At 38.6% G+C, this 17,687-nt stretch carries 16 protein-coding genes, 1 pseudogene and 1 riboswitch; of the genes and pseudogenes, 11 read left to right on the top strand and 6 right to left on the bottom strand.

Features of this window, described 5'->3' with window-relative positions:
- Positions 1-5: 5 nt before the first annotated feature.
- Positions 6-509: pseudogene (locus K357_RS09970) on the bottom strand (8-oxo-dGTP diphosphatase); the annotation flags it as partial.
- A gap of 397 nt (positions 510-906) precedes the next feature.
- Between K357_RS09970 and K357_RS0106255 the strand changes: the two are divergent.
- The 4 genes from K357_RS0106255 (at position 907) to K357_RS0106240 (ending at position 3,848) form a co-directional block, all read left to right on the top strand.
- The gene (locus tag K357_RS0106255) at positions 907-1,674 is read left to right on the top strand and encodes a DUF4931 domain-containing protein (RefSeq protein ID WP_028257940.1); all 768 of its coding nucleotides are present in this window, start codon (positions 907-909) and stop codon (positions 1,672-1,674) included.
- 19 nt (positions 1,675-1,693) lie between these two features.
- Positions 1,694-2,428: a metallophosphoesterase gene (locus K357_RS0106250; RefSeq protein ID WP_028257939.1), complete on the top strand. Its 735-nt coding sequence runs from the start codon at positions 1,694-1,696 to the stop codon at positions 2,426-2,428.
- Complete coding sequence (locus K357_RS0106245) at positions 2,425-2,655, top strand: hypothetical protein (protein ID WP_028257938.1); 231 nt, start codon at positions 2,425-2,427, stop codon at positions 2,653-2,655. The genes K357_RS0106250 and K357_RS0106245 overlap by 4 nt, the downstream gene beginning before the upstream one ends.
- 668 nt (positions 2,656-3,323) lie before the next feature.
- Positions 3,324-3,848 (top strand): ECF transporter S component, encoded by a 525-nt coding sequence (locus K357_RS0106240; protein WP_028257937.1) that lies wholly within the window; start codon positions 3,324-3,326, stop codon positions 3,846-3,848.
- A 342-nt stretch (positions 3,849-4,190) separates the two neighbouring features.
- Here K357_RS0106240 and K357_RS0106235 read toward each other — a convergent pair whose 3' ends face one another.
- Positions 4,191-5,168 carry a molybdopterin-binding protein gene (locus tag K357_RS0106235; RefSeq protein ID WP_028257936.1) on the bottom strand — a complete coding sequence of 326 codons (978 nt, stop codon included), beginning with the start codon at positions 5,166-5,168 and terminating at the stop codon, positions 4,191-4,193.
- A 151-nt stretch (positions 5,169-5,319) separates the two neighbouring features.
- The gene (gene crcB, locus K357_RS0106230; RefSeq protein WP_051212153.1) at positions 5,320-5,694 is read right to left on the bottom strand and encodes a fluoride efflux transporter CrcB; all 375 of its coding nucleotides are present in this window, start codon (positions 5,692-5,694) and stop codon (positions 5,320-5,322) included.
- A gap of 180 nt (positions 5,695-5,874) precedes the next feature.
- Between crcB and K357_RS09385 the strand changes: the two genes are divergently transcribed.
- Positions 5,875-6,216, top strand: a complete 342-nt coding sequence (locus K357_RS09385; RefSeq protein ID WP_162138913.1) for a helix-turn-helix domain-containing protein — start codon at positions 5,875-5,877, stop codon at positions 6,214-6,216.
- Between the two features lie 436 nt (positions 6,217-6,652).
- Here the strand turns inward: K357_RS09385 and K357_RS0106220 are convergent, their stop codons facing one another.
- Complete coding sequence (locus K357_RS0106220; RefSeq protein WP_028257934.1) at positions 6,653-7,360, bottom strand: GntR family transcriptional regulator; 708 nt, start codon at positions 7,358-7,360, stop codon at positions 6,653-6,655.
- 204 nt (positions 7,361-7,564) lie between these two features.
- Between K357_RS0106220 and K357_RS0106215 the strand changes: the two genes are divergently transcribed.
- From K357_RS0106215 to K357_RS0106195, 5 genes are all read left to right on the top strand, one after another.
- The gene (locus K357_RS0106215; protein ID WP_028257933.1) at positions 7,565-8,524 is read left to right on the top strand and encodes a diacylglycerol/lipid kinase family protein; all 960 of its coding nucleotides are present in this window, start codon (positions 7,565-7,567) and stop codon (positions 8,522-8,524) included.
- A gap of 373 nt (positions 8,525-8,897) precedes the next feature.
- A riboswitch (TPP riboswitch) is annotated at positions 8,898-9,004 on the top strand.
- 282 nt (positions 9,005-9,286) lie between these two features.
- Positions 9,287-10,744: a bifunctional hydroxymethylpyrimidine kinase/phosphomethylpyrimidine kinase gene (thiD, locus tag K357_RS0106210; protein WP_028257932.1), complete on the top strand. Its 1,458-nt coding sequence runs from the start codon at positions 9,287-9,289 to the stop codon at positions 10,742-10,744.
- 9 nt (positions 10,745-10,753) lie between these two features.
- Positions 10,754-11,941, top strand: coding sequence for a putative hydroxymethylpyrimidine transporter CytX (cytX, locus tag K357_RS0106205; protein ID WP_028257931.1), 1,188 nt, complete (start codon positions 10,754-10,756; stop codon positions 11,939-11,941).
- A complete protein-coding gene (gene thiW, locus K357_RS0106200) occupies positions 11,928-12,452 on the top strand; it encodes an energy coupling factor transporter S component ThiW (RefSeq protein WP_028257930.1) in 525 nt (174 codons plus the stop codon). The genes cytX and thiW overlap by 14 nt, the downstream gene beginning before the upstream one ends.
- A 239-nt stretch (positions 12,453-12,691) precedes the next feature.
- Positions 12,692-13,741 carry a nicotinate-nucleotide--dimethylbenzimidazole phosphoribosyltransferase gene (locus K357_RS0106195; protein ID WP_051212150.1) on the top strand — a complete coding sequence of 350 codons (1,050 nt, stop codon included), beginning with the start codon at positions 12,692-12,694 and terminating at the stop codon, positions 13,739-13,741.
- 232 nt (positions 13,742-13,973) lie between these two features.
- Here the strand turns inward: K357_RS0106195 and K357_RS09380 are convergent, their stop codons facing one another.
- Positions 13,974-15,293: an autotransporter domain-containing protein gene (locus K357_RS09380; protein ID WP_028257928.1), complete on the bottom strand. Its 1,320-nt coding sequence runs from the start codon at positions 15,291-15,293 to the stop codon at positions 13,974-13,976.
- 300 nt (positions 15,294-15,593) lie between these two features.
- Here K357_RS09380 and K357_RS09505 point away from each other — a divergent pair, with 300 nt between their 5' ends.
- Positions 15,594-15,926, top strand: a complete 333-nt coding sequence (locus K357_RS09505; protein ID WP_038113740.1) for a nicotinate-nucleotide--dimethylbenzimidazole phosphoribosyltransferase — start codon at positions 15,594-15,596, stop codon at positions 15,924-15,926.
- A gap of 224 nt (positions 15,927-16,150) precedes the next feature.
- On the opposite strand, the gene K357_RS0106180 is transcribed toward K357_RS09505, so the two are convergent.
- Positions 16,151-17,467, bottom strand: a complete 1,317-nt coding sequence (locus K357_RS0106180; RefSeq protein ID WP_028257926.1) for an autotransporter domain-containing protein — start codon at positions 17,465-17,467, stop codon at positions 16,151-16,153.
- Positions 17,468-17,687: the final 220 nt, after the last annotated feature.

Genomic DNA, 17,687 nt, shown 5'->3' with positions numbered 1-17,687 from the left:
GTCCATTCTAGCGGTAATAATTCTGTTTCATCTATAACCGTATCAACCTCTACTAAATCCATAGATACCACAGTTTCATTATCGTCTCCAAACTGTATCATTCCTTCTAATTTTTTCCCTTCCAGTATCTTGGGCACCCATTTTCGATCACCGGACCACATAGAATCATAAGGAATATGGTCCATTGGTATCCAACAAGGCTCCATTTCTTCTGTTTCTATGACGGTCCCCCCATAATCGCGGATGAGATACACATATCCAATATGTGTTAATGATGTGTCATGAGGAAATTGAAAGTTTAATAATGCCACTGGTTCTAACGCATCTGCTTTAACTATAAGTCCAGATTCTTCTTGTAATTCACGAATCATACATTGTACAAAACTTTCTCCATCTTCAACTTTTCCTCCAAAGCCATTATATTTACCAGCACCAAACCCACGTTTTTTACGTCCTAATAAAATTCTATTCTCTGTATCAATGACAAAACACAATGTCGTTGGTTTCATATGTTCTCCCTTCATCATTCATATATCTTTATTCATTATATCAAATATAACAATCCCCCACGACATCATAGGTAGTTGAGTAAAAGTATCGAGCATGTTACTATATAATCTCATCATATACTAGATTGGTCATATCATTCAGTCATATGTGCTACCATGACACTCTATATGGTAAATCCTATAAGACCTACAATACAATCATTGCTAATCTACGCTCATCTACACTAGAATCTACTCTTTCATAACCTATACTATAATTTTCTCACTACTACACTTTTACTATATATCCACAATATGTAATAGGCGAATCCCACAAGCTACGGTATAATAATAAATAGTTACATACTTATTATACTTTACAAACATTTATAATTTACGATACATCTGTGAGGCATCTATGAATCAACCTTTAATATTTGATATTGCCCTAGGCTATAGAAAGCCAGTCAATATTCGTAATGAAAAAATAGCCTGCCCTTTTTGTGATACCAGTCACTTAACAGACATATTGGACAGAAACGGTACCATGATATGGTTAAAAAATAAATATCCCGTATTACAAGATACTTGGCCTACAGTTATTATTGAAACCGATGATTGTCACGGTGAATTTTCAGCCTATGATCCGCATCAAGCAGCCGCTATTATCTCATTCTCCATGGATAAATGGATTGAAACTATGAAAGATAGTCGCTTTAAATCTGTTCTATATTTTAAAAATTATGGTCCTTTATCAGGTGGTTCAATTCGTCATCCCCACAGTCAAATTATAGGTCTTGAAACATATGATTACTGTGAAGATATTAAACCATATCATTTTGACGGATGGCTCTTAAAAGAAGATGATACCATAAAAATTACATTATCAAAGCATCCACTTATCGGCTTTTTTGAATACAATCTTCAATTTCCCCATTCTGTAAACAGAAGCAAATTAAGTCGTCGCATGCAACAAATTACCAAATACATTATAAGCACCATGAAATCCTATACCAAATCATATAATTTCTTTTTTTATAATCTGCATGACGACTATTACTATGCTAAAATTATACCCCGTTATGTGACAACGCCTCTCTTTATTGGCTATAAAATTCCACAAATAGGTTGTGAAAGCCGCGTTGCTACCATTCAAGAAGAATTAAAAGCCTACTGGGACCTATAATACCAATGAAAGGAACTCTATGAAAGTTTTTGCTATTGGCGACACCCATTTATCTGGTACGCCACCTAAAAAACCAATGGATATTTTTGGACCCCATTGGGCCAACCACTGGGAGAAAATCAAACAAGCTTGGCAAAAAAGCGTCACCAATGATGATATTGTTTTCATCGTAGGCGATATTTCTTGGGCCTTGCGATTACCCGAAGCTCTCGAAGACTTACAATCGATTCAAGCTCTACCTGGCATGAAATACATGATTCGTGGTAATCATGATTATTGGTGGTCTAGCACAAGTAAAATGACTGCCGCCACTAACCATGAAATTACATTTCTTCAAGGTCATGCCACTGGTATTGGTCATATAGCATTTGGCGGAACTCGCGGATATCTTTGTCCCGGCGATAGCGCTTTTGATATAAACAGGGACCAACATATTTATGAACGTGAATTACTCCGTACAGAAGCGGCCTTACAAGAAATGGACCGCTATCTTGCTACTCTTTCAGAGACGGATGCTTCTTTTGCATCAAAAAAAGGAATAAAAATTTTATTGTTACATTATCCCCCATTTAATGATACAATCAGTTCCAGTGGATTTACAGAATTAATGGATACGTATCATGTAGACCATTGCATTTTCGGACACTTGCACGATAGTGCCTCTTTCAACCGTATCCCTAGTCACTATCATAATACGCAGTTACACCTAGTATCTGCCGATTTTTTAAATTTCACGCTTAAGGAGATTCTATGAGTCGTATTCATGCTGAACATTTACAAGCTGGTTACATTTTTGGTGACCCACACAATCAAGAATATATCTATTTACCACCAGGAGAAGTAGGAACAGATTCACCGTTATGCATTTTAGAAACACCTACTAAACGGGAAGATATCTCCATCGACAAAGCTATTCATATCATTGATACACTTAGCTTACGTCGTTGCTCTCACCCTATATTAGGGAAAAAATCATTCTAATGCATATCATAGCTAGTACGATAGGTACCACATACAACGCACGTTACACGTAACAAAGATAAAACCAATTATACGCACTGTAATCTAAATAAGAAATCAAAAGTGTTGTATCTGCTGCTAATATAGATATAGCACACCCTACTAGCCATACAAGTAACATCTTGTACCAGAAAATCCTCCTAAGAGGATCTACTACGCTTAGCGAATTACCATAGTTATGAAATACTTATCACTATGGCATACGAGTTAATCTGTACTAAGAAACCACATACCATAGCTAATCCATTACAGATAGTATCTTAATACAACTAATACTGTATGCGTATAACACATGCGTGGTAAATAAGCAAAAAAGAAGCATGCACTCTGTTATGATGAATGTAGGTCACTAAACTGAATCATTATTTTAAAAGGATGTACGAGTATAATACATTTGTGACAAATAAAAAAAGAACACTCTCTGTGATAATCAATGCAGCTGACTAAACCGAATCATTATTTCAAAGGAGAAACCTTCTTATGACATGTATCATAACCGAAGAGCTACAGTTTCGTAAACGTATATGTGAATATGCTATAAACATCAAACTAATACTGTATTGACTAAAAGAATAAAAAAATATACTATGATAAGCAATTGACTATATACGTAATTAGGAGTGATTGAAATGAAGTTGTCTACAAAAGATATAATATATATCGGTTTATTAAGCGCTATTTGTATTGTTGCTACATTTATACTATTTCCCTTACCTACTGGTGGCATGACTCATCTAGGATCGGCCGCTCTGTTTACCATTGCCGCCGCTTTTGGTGGCATGTATGCTGGCTTGGCTGGTGCCATCGGATCAGGTATATTTGACCTAATCAGCGGTCATACATCGTATACATTATTTTCTATTATCATAAAAGGATTGGCTGGCGTGGCTGTTGGTGTACTCACTGTAGGCATGTATCCATCAGCACAAAATTATCCAATCGTAAGTCGAGGTAAAATTTTACTAGCCACCATAGTAGGTGCTATTATTACAGCTATTGGTTACTTTATTGCTTGGGCCATTGTATTAGATAGCATCGCCGTCGCTGCCACTCGTTTGCCTGCTACTTTCATCACTAGTGGTGTCGGTATTATCGTAGCCCTTCTATTGGCACCAGCAGTCCAAAAGATTGCAAAACATGTATTTAAAAAATAATTTGTTATAAGTCACATGATAGTGATAAATGAAGCTAGTATGCTACAATCTACGACAATACAAGGTCTGTAACTAAATAGCCTCATATAAAATAGAGGACCGTCGATTTAAAAGTATGCACTGCAGCACAACGTTGAATCCATTTTCAAAATGCAGTTCAATATCAATGTTCCTCTGTTTATATCGTTTACTAAAAAAGACTATCCATACACCTTTCTACAGTCCATCTACATAAGATAGATGGCAAAAAGGATATGGATAGTCTTTTATTATTGTTACGTTTCATCTAACATCAAACAGCAATCTACTAAACAGGCGTATAATTACTTGTTATCTATGTACTTATAATAGTCCACCATGTCCCATGGCAATACAATCTTCTTTTGTAATTCTATCATTAGCAGCTAATCGTGGTAATAACACATCGAATGCAGTAGGTTCGCTAAATAATACGCCCCCTGGTAATCCTACGATAGGAGTTCCGCTACTCGTATAGGCAATACACACCATGGATCCTGGTAAGACTGGTAAGCCATAGGTAACAACCGTTTCGGCAGAACGAGAAATCGCACCTGGCGTTAAATCATCAGGATCTACACTCATACCACCAGTACAAAAAATAATATCTACACCAGCTGTTTTCATAGTCTCTATGGCTTTTACAATTTCATTCGTATCATCTGGCACAATAATATGTGCCACCTTCTTCATGCCATACGGAGCCATACGTTTTTCAATAATCGGCGTAAATGCATCCGCAATGCGGCCTGTATACACTTCTGTACCAGTCGTAACAATCCCTACAGTTTTTATGACGAAGGGCTTCACTTGTAAAATAGGTTGATTCTTAGCAATTGCTTGTGCCGCTTCTACCTCTCGTTTATCAAGCAACAAAGGAATACAGCGCATACCTGCAATCAATTCTCCCTTTTTAACAGCTCTATGATTTAGTTTTGTAACGATGGTCAATTGTCCAATAGAGTTAATCGCTCTTAATCGTTCTACATCAACTTGCAACATGCCATCTATATCAGCAATCGCTTCCACTTTACCTTGATTCACTAAGGTATTATGCATATAATCACCTGCTGCCAAATCATATAATGCATAGGCCACATCTTCTTCATGCAATAAATTTTCATCACCTGGTTCCATAACAAATACATGCTCTTTACCAAGTGCCAATAATTCCTCTATATCTTCTTCACGAATAATATGCCCCCGCTTAAAAGCACGTTCTTTTACAGTACCAATTACAATACGTACAATATCATGACACAATGCTTGTCCAATTGCATCTTTTATATCGATTTGTTTCACAGTTTATCCTTTCTATCATACTATCACTATTGACGTAAATTCTTTATAAGGCTCACTCGTCATAGTTTTTACTAAAAGCTGTACTGAATGAATGCTCCATACAAGTATCTTACCTCTATTATATGATATCATGAGCCTCGATAACATACTTTCACACCAACAATTTACTAATACTTATCCCTATAAAGCATAATACAAGCCCTGCAATGAATTGTATACCTATATAACAAGCTGCATGTAGGTACTGCCCTACCATAACTAATTCTATAGCCTCATACATACAGGTAGAAAATGTAGTAAAACCTCCTAACCCGCCGGATACAACTAAAAATTTCACCCATACCGGCATATCTGGCCGTGCTGACATATAGCCTAAACACAATCCAATTAATAGGGCCCCCAATAAATTAACCGCAATGGTTCCACAAGGGATTCCATAATAGCTTCGTTGCTGTATCCAATCACTTCCATATACACGACAAATGGCACCCAATGCGCCGCCTATGGCAATCATTAATAATTTCATCATCCTGTCCTTTCTAGAGTTTTCACAATTCTTTACTAATTTATAGTATTTTATAAATTTTATGTAGCATATTAATCAAATTTACTCTATACTATATGTAATATATATTCGTAATTGAATAGGTACACGATGTATATAGTAAAAGTAGCTATGAATAACTACTATGAGGGAGTGATTATCTTGGACTACACAGCTTATACTTGTCAAATTTTATTACACGCTATTGGTCATAAAATTACCGTACTGCGCACTGCTAATGGATTAACACAAAAACAACTAGCCTATCGTGCTGGTATTAGTGCAAGTTATTTAGGTAAATTAGAAAACGGGCGACATATTGAAGGTGTATCCTTAGAAATACTCTATCAAATTGCCTATGCATTAGGCGTAGAAACCTATCAATTATTACGAGTAGAAGCCAGTGATTTACGTCGCTATCAGCGCTTATCTTCCTACGATACGAGCAATATTCCTCTAGTTGGTAGACAACAAAAATCACCTACATTACAGATGTATTTGTGATGCCTCTGTAAGAGTTTATTATATCATTATTATACATCGATGATAATAAAAACTATCACATCGTCTACTACCGACAAATAGAATTCCAAACACAAAAGCCTCGGCCGGAGCCGAGGCTTTTGTGTTTGAGAAAAAAGAGAGAGAGAACATTTGAATCTAATTCAAATGTTATGGGGCTTTGGGGGATGCCCCAAGGTATGAGATATACTCACTACCTTGCATAAATTATAGAAAATAACAACCTTCTTGTAAATAGAAGTTCAATAGATTTATAAACCCTATACCCTCTATTATAGGGGATTGATTTAAAAAATCCTTTATTAATTTATTTAATGATGCACCATTATATTGCTATCTAACGCTTCTATATACTATCATGAATGATACACCCCATCATAAAAACCTATTTCCCACGGCCAATGAATAAAAATTCTCACTATAAATTACTATTTTCTCCAAATTTTTTTGCTCGTAAATCAGCATGCGCTTTTTTAAATACAAAAGCATTTCGAATATGGTTTCTCATCTGTTGCTCTGCTACCTCTCCATCATGCTGACGAATCGCTTCCATAATGGCATCATGTTCCTTGTCACATTCCAAGCTGCGTTCCAAATCCATAGTACTAATATACATATCACGATTCACCATTTCTCTAAAATCTGATAAATAGTCCGCCACTCGTTCATTACCAGATAACATCGCTATCAATGAGTGAAAACGACTATTAATCGCTACTCTTTCTTCTGGATCTTTCTCACGCCGTCCTTCGTCACACACCTCTTCTAACTCACGAATTTGCTCATCTGTCGCATACAAGGCACATAATCTAGCTCCAAGCCCCTCCATAACCTCACGACACTGATACATAGCAATAATTTCTTCTGGTGTATACCCCTTAACCGTTACACCTTTCCAAGGTTTTATAACTACTAAATTATCTTTAGCAAGTTTTCGAAACGCTTCTCTCACAGGCGTAGCACTCACTTGTAATTGCTCTGCGATTTTCACTTCATTTAATTTAACTTGCGGTTTTAATTCTCCTCGTAATACAGCTTGCTTTAATGTGATATATACTTGTTCACTCAATGGCAATCTTCCAATAGAATCAATGGGCTTCAAATGATACTCTTCATGCTTATCCATATGCAATATTCCTCAAATCATGTTATATAACTACTAGCTAGTAAATCCTAACTACTAACTATATTGTCTTTCATAAGAAGCTAGTATATTTTCTAACATCTTCTCTTTTATTCAAGAACAAATACAGTTATAATATAAGATAGATTAATTATACGAGGTGCTTTATACACTGTCAATTTTGATTTATAACTAGGAGTATTATATATGAGTCGTTGTTTAGTCATCATAAATCCTTCCTCTGGTGGAGGCGCTGCCCGTCGCTATATGATGGACTTGCAATTACAATTAACTAGCCTATTTGATCACACAGAAGTGAAATTTACTGCTGGTGAATTAGATGCCACTCGCTTTGCTAAAGCCGCTACAGAAAATCACTACGATGCTGTCTTTTGTATGGGCGGTGATGGAACGGTTAATGAAACAGTAAATGGCATTGCACAAGCTGGTGGTGACATTAACTTCGGCTTTATTCCTGTGGGTACTGTAAACGATATGTCCCGTGCCCTAGAAATTCCCCGTTCACCGCTAGCTGCTATCCATGCCTTAAGCCATAGTGTAATTCGCCACATTGATATTGGTCGTTGCAATGATAAATATTTTTGCAACAATATTGCGGCAGGTATCATACCTAAAGTAGTAGAAGAGGTAACACCTAAGGAAAAAAGTATTTTAGGTCCTCTTGCCTATTTTGCCCGAGGTGGACAAGCTTTATTAAACAATAAAAGCTTTAATTATCGCATCATAACAGACGACAAAGACTTTGTCGTCAAATCACCATTGGTGTTAGCCCTATTAACGAATTGTGTATCCAGTTTTGAAAAATTTATGCCTACTGCCACCGTTGATGATGGCTTTATGCGCATTATTATTTTTAAAGAATACTTTATTCTTGATATTCTCCGCATATTTCCATTGGTTATCAGTGGTAGTATTTATAATTCCCGGTATGTAGATATTATAACCGTCAAAAAAGCGCATATCCAATTATTAAATGAAGTCAATGATCTCCCTACCAATATGGATGGCGACCGAGGTCCTGATATGCCTGTTGAATTAGAAGTATTGCCAAAATTCTTGCGTGTCTATGTACCGGATCAACATCATAAATACAAAAAAAAGGCTAGTTTATTGCCGAATCCAGCTAATTTGTTACCTAAAATATAAAAATCTTACTAGCCTTAGCATATATTAAATGCCTACTAGACTATGTATTCTTCTAACACATAATCCATCCTATTTTAGAATGATGTCACAAGGTTGATGGAAAACGATTTTACAAAAGAACGTTCACAACTCATAATGCTTGTAAGCACAGTACAATATGTAGTAGATATACTATCATAGCCCAAAAAGTATTGGTATTTATATTACCTAATAAATATATAGAAGAGTACTGTTTACATACATCATTCGGATTCTGTGTCACATATGTTAACTACTCCAGATAACTCTTTCGATTACATAGGTATCAACAGTTTAATTTTCCCATATTTTATGATAAAATTAACTATATCATAGTAATAAACTATGATATGTAAATTAGACAACGGGGTGCTCGAATGTTCGGGCTGAGAGTAAGCTACTCGCTTTAACCCATAACCTGATTTGGATAATGCCAACGTAGGGATATACTAGCAATATATACGGCGACAACATATACTGACGATGATATACATTGTATGCTATATGACGGTAGTACATATCAAGTCATACCCATGCCGTATTTATAAAAAGGAAACCTACTAGGTTTCCTTTTTTATATGTCTCTCTTCTATATGTCTTTCTACATTAACTACCTATCCTATAACCGTGAACGCACACCACCCTTATAGGCCAGGAGCTTAGTGCTAGTATGGGCATTCATTCACCTATTATTTGTAGTATAGAAAGGAGCCTATGATACATCTATGTATCATATAACCGATTATGAAACTAACACGTTCTCACCTAACGGTGTATGCAATTACACCTCCCCACGAACCGACAGGTAGTGCTTTACTCAATCAAGTAGAAGCAGCCATTCGTGGTGGTGCAACTATGATTCAATTACGACGTAAAGAAATCCCTCTATCACAAGTAAAAGAGGAAGCATTACAAGTACAAGCTCTATGCCGTCAATATAAAGTGCCTTTCATAATTGATGACAATGTAGCACTAGCTAAAGAAATACAAGCAGATGGTGTACACATTGGACAAGATGACATGCCTTTACGTGAAGCGCGCTCCATTCTCGGCGATAATGCTATTATCGGCGTTACTGCCAAAACAATCGCACAAGCCGAATTAGCCTATGAAGAGGGTGCTGATTATATTGGATCCGGTGCAGTATTTGCTACAGACACCAAGAAAGATACTACCCGTATGAGTCATGATATATTCGAATCGATTTGTCGTGCTGTGCCTATTCCCGTAGTAGCGATTGGCGGTATTACGAAAGACAACATGTCCCTCTTAGATGGGCGTGGTATGGCCGGTTTTGCTATGATTGGTGCTATTTTTAACAGTTCTAGCACTATAGATGAGATATATACAAAAACGCGTCAAGTAGCCACGATAGCACATCGGTTAGTAAACACCGTAACAGCGCTCACCATTGCTGGTAGTGATTGTAGTGGTGGTGCAGGTATACAAGCCGATCTTAAGACTATGCTAGCTCATCACGTATATGGTATGAGCGCCATCACGTCTCTCACCGCACAAAATACGATGGGGGTAAGTGCGATTTCTAATGTGACGCCCGATTTTATGGCGGCTCAATTAGATGCTATTTTTACAGACATTCCACCAAAATCTATAAAAACTGGCATGCTATCTAACAAGGAGCTAATCACAGTCATTGCTGAAAAATTACGACATTATAAAGCCACTAATATTGTCGTAGATCCCGTGATGATTGCTACTAGTGGTGCTCGATTAATTGACGAGGATGCTATCGAAACTTTGGTCAATACATTATTACCGCTAGCCACCCTAGTAACGCCTAATATACCGGAAGCGGAAACATTATCTCACATTTCTATTACCTGTGGCGATGATATGCTACAAGCAGCGTCTACTATCTACAACACCTATCACTGTGCAGTCCTTGTAAAGGGTGGTCATCGCATTAACGATGCGAATGATTTATTATATATCTCTCCAAACGACTATACTTGGTTTACGGGCAAGCGTATCAAGAATAATAATACCCATGGTACAGGTTGTACCTTATCAAGTGCCATTGCCGCTAATTTAGCGAAGGGCTATGACATTCCTAGTGCCGTACAACGCGCTAAAGACTATATTTCACTAACCCTATCTGCCATGATGGATATAGGTCATGGTAGTGGTCCTATGGATCATGGAGCTGGATTAATTCACACACAACCATATACTAATCAATAAGGAGTTTTTATGAAACAATCGACAGAACGAACAACATTATTATCAAACGGCTTAATCTGGTTTGGTGCAGCCGTTTCAATTGCCGAAATATTAACAGGTACTTATTTTTCACCACTTGGCATTGAAAAAGGCCTCCTCGCCATCATCATTGGTCACATTATCGGTGGTGGTATCCTCTTTGGAGCTGGTTATATTGGTGCCAAAAAAGGAAAAACCGCTATGGAAACGGTAAAAGATGCTTTCGGTACCTCAGGTAGCCTTTTATTCATCATTCTAAACATTATCCAATTAATTGGTTGGACATCCATCATGATTTATGATGGTTCTCTATCCGCTAACAGCATTATCAATCTAACTCAACCTGTTTGGGCTTGTATTATCGGCCTTTGTATTTTAGGTTGGTTGCGCATTGGTCTCACCAACTTTACGAAAATAAATGGTACCGCCATGGGCATGTTATTTGCTTTAACCCTCGTATTATGTGGTCTAATTGCCAATCAAACAATTATGCCTACTGTAACTGATGATTCCTTAGCATTTAGCATGGCCATCGAATTATCAATAGCCATGCCCCTTTCTTGGTTACCATTGATCAGCGATTATACACACCATGCGAAGGAGCCTGTAAAAGCAACGGTAGTCAGCGTTATCATCTATTCTCTTACTAGTACGTTTATGTATTGCATTGGTATGTGTGCCGCTATCTATACAGGAGTAACTGATATTGCCGTTATTATGAGTACTGCTGGTCTTGGATTGGCTGGTTTATTAATCGTTATATTTTCAACGGTTACTACCACCTTCCTCGATGCCTATTCAGCTGGCGTGTCTGGCGAAGCACTCAGTCCGCGTATACGAGGTATGTATTTAGCCGGAATAACTACTATTATTGGCACCATTGCCGCTATGATATTCCCTATGGACGATATCACTAATTTCTTATATGCTATCGGTTCTGTATTTGCTCCTATGACAGCCGTATTAATCATGGACTACCTACTCAATGGCAAGGCCTATACTAAACCTATTAATGTTGTAAATATGCTATCATGGGTAATCGGATTTATCATCTATCGCTATTTCTTAGCCACAGAATTTGTACTTGGTTCTACCTTACCAGCTATAGTACTCACCGCCCTTATCGTTCTTATCTTACAAAGCATTAAGAAAGGATGCGATCGTCGTGAAAGAGCATAATACATCTAACCGCCGTTTATCACAAACGACCAAGCTCGTACTAACGGGTGTCCTTTCTGCCATTGCCATTATAGGATCTACCTTTTCATTCCCCATACTTGGTTCTAAATGTGCACCGGTGCAACATCTTATCAATATTATAACTGCTGTCATACTCGGTCCTAGTTATGCCGTAGGTGCTGCTTTTATTGCGTCTCTCTTGCGAAACCTATTAGGTCTAGGAACCGTATTTGCCTTTCCAGGTAGTATGTGCGGAGCCCTACTATCGGGTCTATTATACAAATATACGAAAAAACTCCCTTTTGCCTATGTTGGTGAATTAGTAGGCACATCTATTATTGGTGGATTGGCTGCCTATCCAATCGCATCGTATGTCCTAGGTAATCAAAAAGCCGCTCTCTTAGGATTTATTCCTCCCTTTTTTATTAGCACCGCTGGCGGGACTATATTAGCAATTATTATCATTTCTGCTTGTAAGAAAAAAGGAATGCTTCCTCTATCCCATAAATGATATGACGCCTAAGGTTTATAAAGCTAATTACTCCTCTTGTGACTATGATGCAACCAGACTCATATATTCTGTGTTCATCCCTCACGAACGTATCACCGCTCGGATGATGCATCATCTTGATAGTAAGAATCCTTCAATGAAGTAACTAGCTTTCAAAGTAAAAGAAGCATATAATAGATATATACATAGGTATATGTATACATATATCAATATATAATCTATCCTATTGGAGGTGCCCTATGAATCAAAATACACAAACGAAACAAGCTGGTCCTATGCTTACCGGAGAAGAACAAATCAGTTCTCGTTGTATTAGACCTCATAGTTTTGGAGTTTGGGAAGACTATTTCATACGTCTAACTCATATTTGGGGATGCATGCACGATCGCATTAATCCACTTCATGTCATATTTGCTGCTGACCATGGTATTGCTAAAGCAGGTATTGTTGGTTGTAATCCTAAATTAACACGACTACAAGCTAAAACAATGTTACAACAAAAATCAGCAGCTACACAATTGGCTACCTTCTCTCATATTCCCTATGAAATTGTTGATGTAGGTTTAAATAGCCATAAAGCCGTTGGCGTTGATTGCAAGTTTCAACGAGGTAGTGCTAACTTCTTAGAAGAACCTGCCATGACTGTCGATGCATATCAATACGTGTATGAACAAGTAAATAAACTGATAACAACCCTTATTAATCGCAATTTTAAGGAAATTAATTTGCTATCTTTTGGTGAAATCGGTATGGGAAACACCGTAGCCAGTGCGGCCGTACTATCCGCTTTGACTGGTGAGCCTTCATCAATGACTGTGGATGATATGGCTGGCAATGATGAAGAATCGGTCGCCAAATATCAACGTGTCGTAGCCGATGCACTAGCATTCCACAAAGGAAAGTTAAATTCTACGGAATGTATTTTACAACGACTTGGCGGATTTGACCTCGTCGCCTTAACCGCTGCCATGGTAACTTGTGCGCGGGCGAAAGTTCCTTTCGTCATTGATGGTTTTACAACAGCCGTTGCCTTGGTCTGTGCCCAAACCATATGCCCTACCGTATCACAATATGCTATTCCATCGCATATATCACGGGAAAAAGCTATGATCTTAGCTCTATCTCGTGTTGGCATTACCCCAAGTCAAGTACCACTTCATGCTCATATGGCAGTGGGTGAAGGAACGGGGGCTTTATTAATGGTCCAAATGTTACAAGCCACCTACCATGCATGTATGCATATGGCTTCCCTCGACGATATGATGGCAATGGATACCGTTGTCAAATAAAACATATAAAACATACAAAAAAGATGCTCTAGCGGGCTAGGTCTTACAAATTCTCGTAAGGTCTAGTTCTAAGAGCATCTTTTTATATATGCATATCTATGGGTAGATACAACTAAGCATCGTTTAGGAAAGAACATCCTATCCCCAGATACACGATTACCTATGAAAGGTAGCTACGAATCTCCCTATTCCCTATCGTTTTCTCTACGCCTATCGACAGACAATGGATCTATTAAAATTTCTTTTCCACCGCTATCGATACAGATTTTTGATTTTTATGGGTGTCTGTATTTTGTCGACGTGCCCATACGGCATGTACCTGTATATCATGTGGCAAGGATGTATCAATGCCAATTTCGTGCCCCCAACAAGCGTAGTTTTCCCCTGCATCGTGCGTCATATAGCGGTTCACCGCCACATGTAGAGGGCCATAGGTCGCTTTTACCCCCAGTCTTGCTTCCCCATAGGTTTTATGCACCGCCGCAACAGGGTGCTTTAAACTATCTGTGTATGCACTTTGATGATAGTCACTATAGGTATACTGTAACTCAGGTTGTATCGATATCCGTTTATTCACCTTAATTGTATGTCCCACCTCTAGTGAGGCATCCCAATGATGGGCACGATTATCCGATGTTTGTGTATAATATACCCCTTCATTCACAGTCCACACATGGCGGCGCATCATAGCGCCTTGTAGATACGCATCATAATACGTTCCCTGTTTCCACCGCTTCGTTTGATGTATACCAAGCCCATACATCGTGGTGCGACTATTCGCTACGTGTATCCCACCGTCATTTCTAAGGAATCGAATCTGATCATCCAATATTGTCTTTTTATAATACTTAGTGCGATCGGCTCCATAGAGGACATAAATACCTTGAGTCATCGTGTCAGATTTTATACGATCCAGGCCCACCCGTACTATCTTTATATTCTCACTTTTATTATATACATTATAGCCACCTTTTTTTTTCTTAGACCCATTATATAGTGTATCTAATCGATTCTTATCATACGTGACCCATACAAAATGGCTATCTGTTACTGGCACCCTATAGGAAGGACGTTGGTCTAAGCGATAGCGACTGGCCTTAGCAAAATCACTGCTATCATCATACCACGTAGGCATAATCCAAATTTTATTGTCATAACTTATGGCTCGTGAAGGATCCGTCATAAGACGTTTACCAGTCTTACTATCATAACACCATAAATCATCCCAAAGTATGCTACCTATAAGCTTTTCTCTTGATAGATGTCGAATCCAAGAGTTTAGCTCACTACGGCCTTCTACCTCACCAGAAACTATTAACTTATACCCATCTCCGTCTCGTTGTAACTCTGCTTGTATCCGACCAGGTCTTCCCTCAGTAGTGAGACCTTCCCTTAGCGTAACTGGTGGTGCCCCTTCTATAATATCAGTCACTTGCTGTGTATCTTTATTCACGACACGAATACGTGCCTCCGCCGCCATAGTCATCGATGTACTAACCACTGCTAGAAGAATCCCTAAGGCAACACCTTTCTTTATATATCTTCCCTTCACACTACTACTCCTTATATCCACTGCCACTATCATATCTATGTACCCAACTATATAAGCCACACTGTAAAATAGTGTGGCTTATTTTCTATATACATATTATATACTATTTTTTAACAACTACCCCCCCCCGATTATGAAATTTAGTTATGTGGTTATAAAAATTATTTATTGCTAGGTAACTAATATTGCTTCATGTAAGCGTAAACTATATAGATACGTTTCTTTTACGGGATAGGACGTCAATTGTGCTAGTGCTTTGTTATAGATAGACACTTGTATACCATAGCGATCCATGAGATCTTGTGCATTCTGAACTCTACTTGTGCGCGGGCGAAAGTTCCTTTCGTCATTGATGGGTTTACAACAGCCGTTGCCCTTGTCTGTGCGCAAACCATATGTCCTACCGTATCACAATATGCTCTTCCATCGCATATGTCACGGGAAAAAGCTATGATCTTAGCCCTATCTCGTGTTGGCATTACCCCGAGTCAAATACCTCTTCATGCTCATATGGCAGTAGGTGAAGGAACGGGAGCTTTATTAATGGTACACATGTTACAAGCCACCTACCATGCATGTATGCATATGGCTTCTCTCGACGATATGATGGCAATGGATACCATTGTAAAATAAGAAACCACTAAAAAAGATGCTCTAGCTGCTAGGTCTTACAACGTCTTGTAGGTCTAGTTCCTAAGAGCATCTTTTTATATGTGTACATCTATGGTTAGATACAACTAAGGATCGTCTAGGAAAGAACATCCTATTCCCAGATATACTATTATCTATGAACGATAGTATACTATCTCTCTATTCCCTATCGTTTTCTCTACGCCTATCAACAGACAATGGATCTATTAAAATTTCTTTTCCACTGCTAAGGATATAGATTTTTGATTTTTATGAGTATCTGTATTCTGTCGACGTGCCCACACGGCATGCACGTGTATATCATGTGGCAACGATGTATCAACACCAATTTCGTGTCCCCAGCAAGCGTAGTTTTGCCCTGCATCGTGCGTCATGTAGCGGTTCACCGCCACATATAGAGGGCCATAGGTCGTTTTTACCCCCAGTCTTGCTTCCCCATAGGTTTTATGCACCGCCGCAACAGAGTGTTCCAAACTATCTGTATATCCACTTTGATGATAGTCACTATAGGTATACTGTAATTCAGGTTGTATCGATATCCGTTTATTCACCGTAAATGTATGTCCCACTTCTAATGAGGCATCCCAATGATGGGCATGATTATCTGATGTTTGTGTATTATACACCCCTTCATTCACGGTCCACACATGGCGACGCATTATGGCACCTTGTAGATACGCATCATAATACGTTCCCTGTGTCCACCTCTTCGTTTGATGTATACCAAGTCCATACATCGTGGTGCGACTATTCGCCATATGTATCCCACCGTCATTTCTAAGGAGCCTAATCTGATCATCATATTTTGTCTTTTTATAATACTTAGTGCGATCGGATCCATAGAGGACATAAATACCTTGAGTCATCGTGTCAGATTTTATACGATCCAGACCCACCCGTACGATCTTCATATCTTCACTTTTTCTATATACACTATAGCCACCCTTTTTTTTCTTAGGTCCATTATATAATTTATCTAATCGATTCTCATGATACGTGACCCATACGGAATGGGTATCTGTTACTGGCACCCTATAGGAAGGACGTTGGTCTAAGCGATAGCGACTGGCCTTAGCAAAATCACTACTGTCATCATACCACGTAGGCTGAATCCAAAATTTATTGTTATAACTCAGGTTTAGCGTAGGATCTGTTGCAAGAAGTTTACCAGTCCCCTCCGCTATTATTCGTACACCTCCCAACGGACTCCCAATCAACCGTTCTCTCGACAAAGAGAAGGAATATGATGTTATATGACTCCGCCCTTCTACCTCGCCAGAATATATTAGCTTATACCCCTCGCCTTCTCGTTGTAACTCTACTTGTATCCGACCAGGTCTTCCCTCAGTAGTGAGGCCTTCCCATATCGTAACTGGCGGTGCCCCTTCTATAATATCAACCACTTGATGTGTGTCTTGATTCACGGAACGAATACGTGCCTCCATCGCCATAGTCATCGATGTACTAGCCACTGCTAGAAGCATCCCTAAGGCAACACCTTTTTTTATATATCTACCCTTCACACTACTACTCCTTATGCCCACTGCCACTATCATATCTATTTACACAATCATAACCACCCGTAGAACGGGTGGTTTGCTCTGACCCTATAAGGGTCTTTCTCTAGTGGTAGCCCTCTAAAGAGGGCATTGAATGATCTGACAACCACTCTATTACCACTGGCTGCCCCCTACTCGGGGGCTTTTCTTTTGCCTATTTTACTGGCTCACCCGTAAACGGGTC

The organism is Veillonella montpellierensis DSM 17217 (assembly GCF_000426745.1).
Taxonomy (GTDB): domain Bacteria; phylum Bacillota; class Negativicutes; order Veillonellales; family Veillonellaceae; genus Veillonella; species Veillonella montpellierensis.
This window is presented reverse-complemented; position numbering and strand designations above follow the sequence as displayed.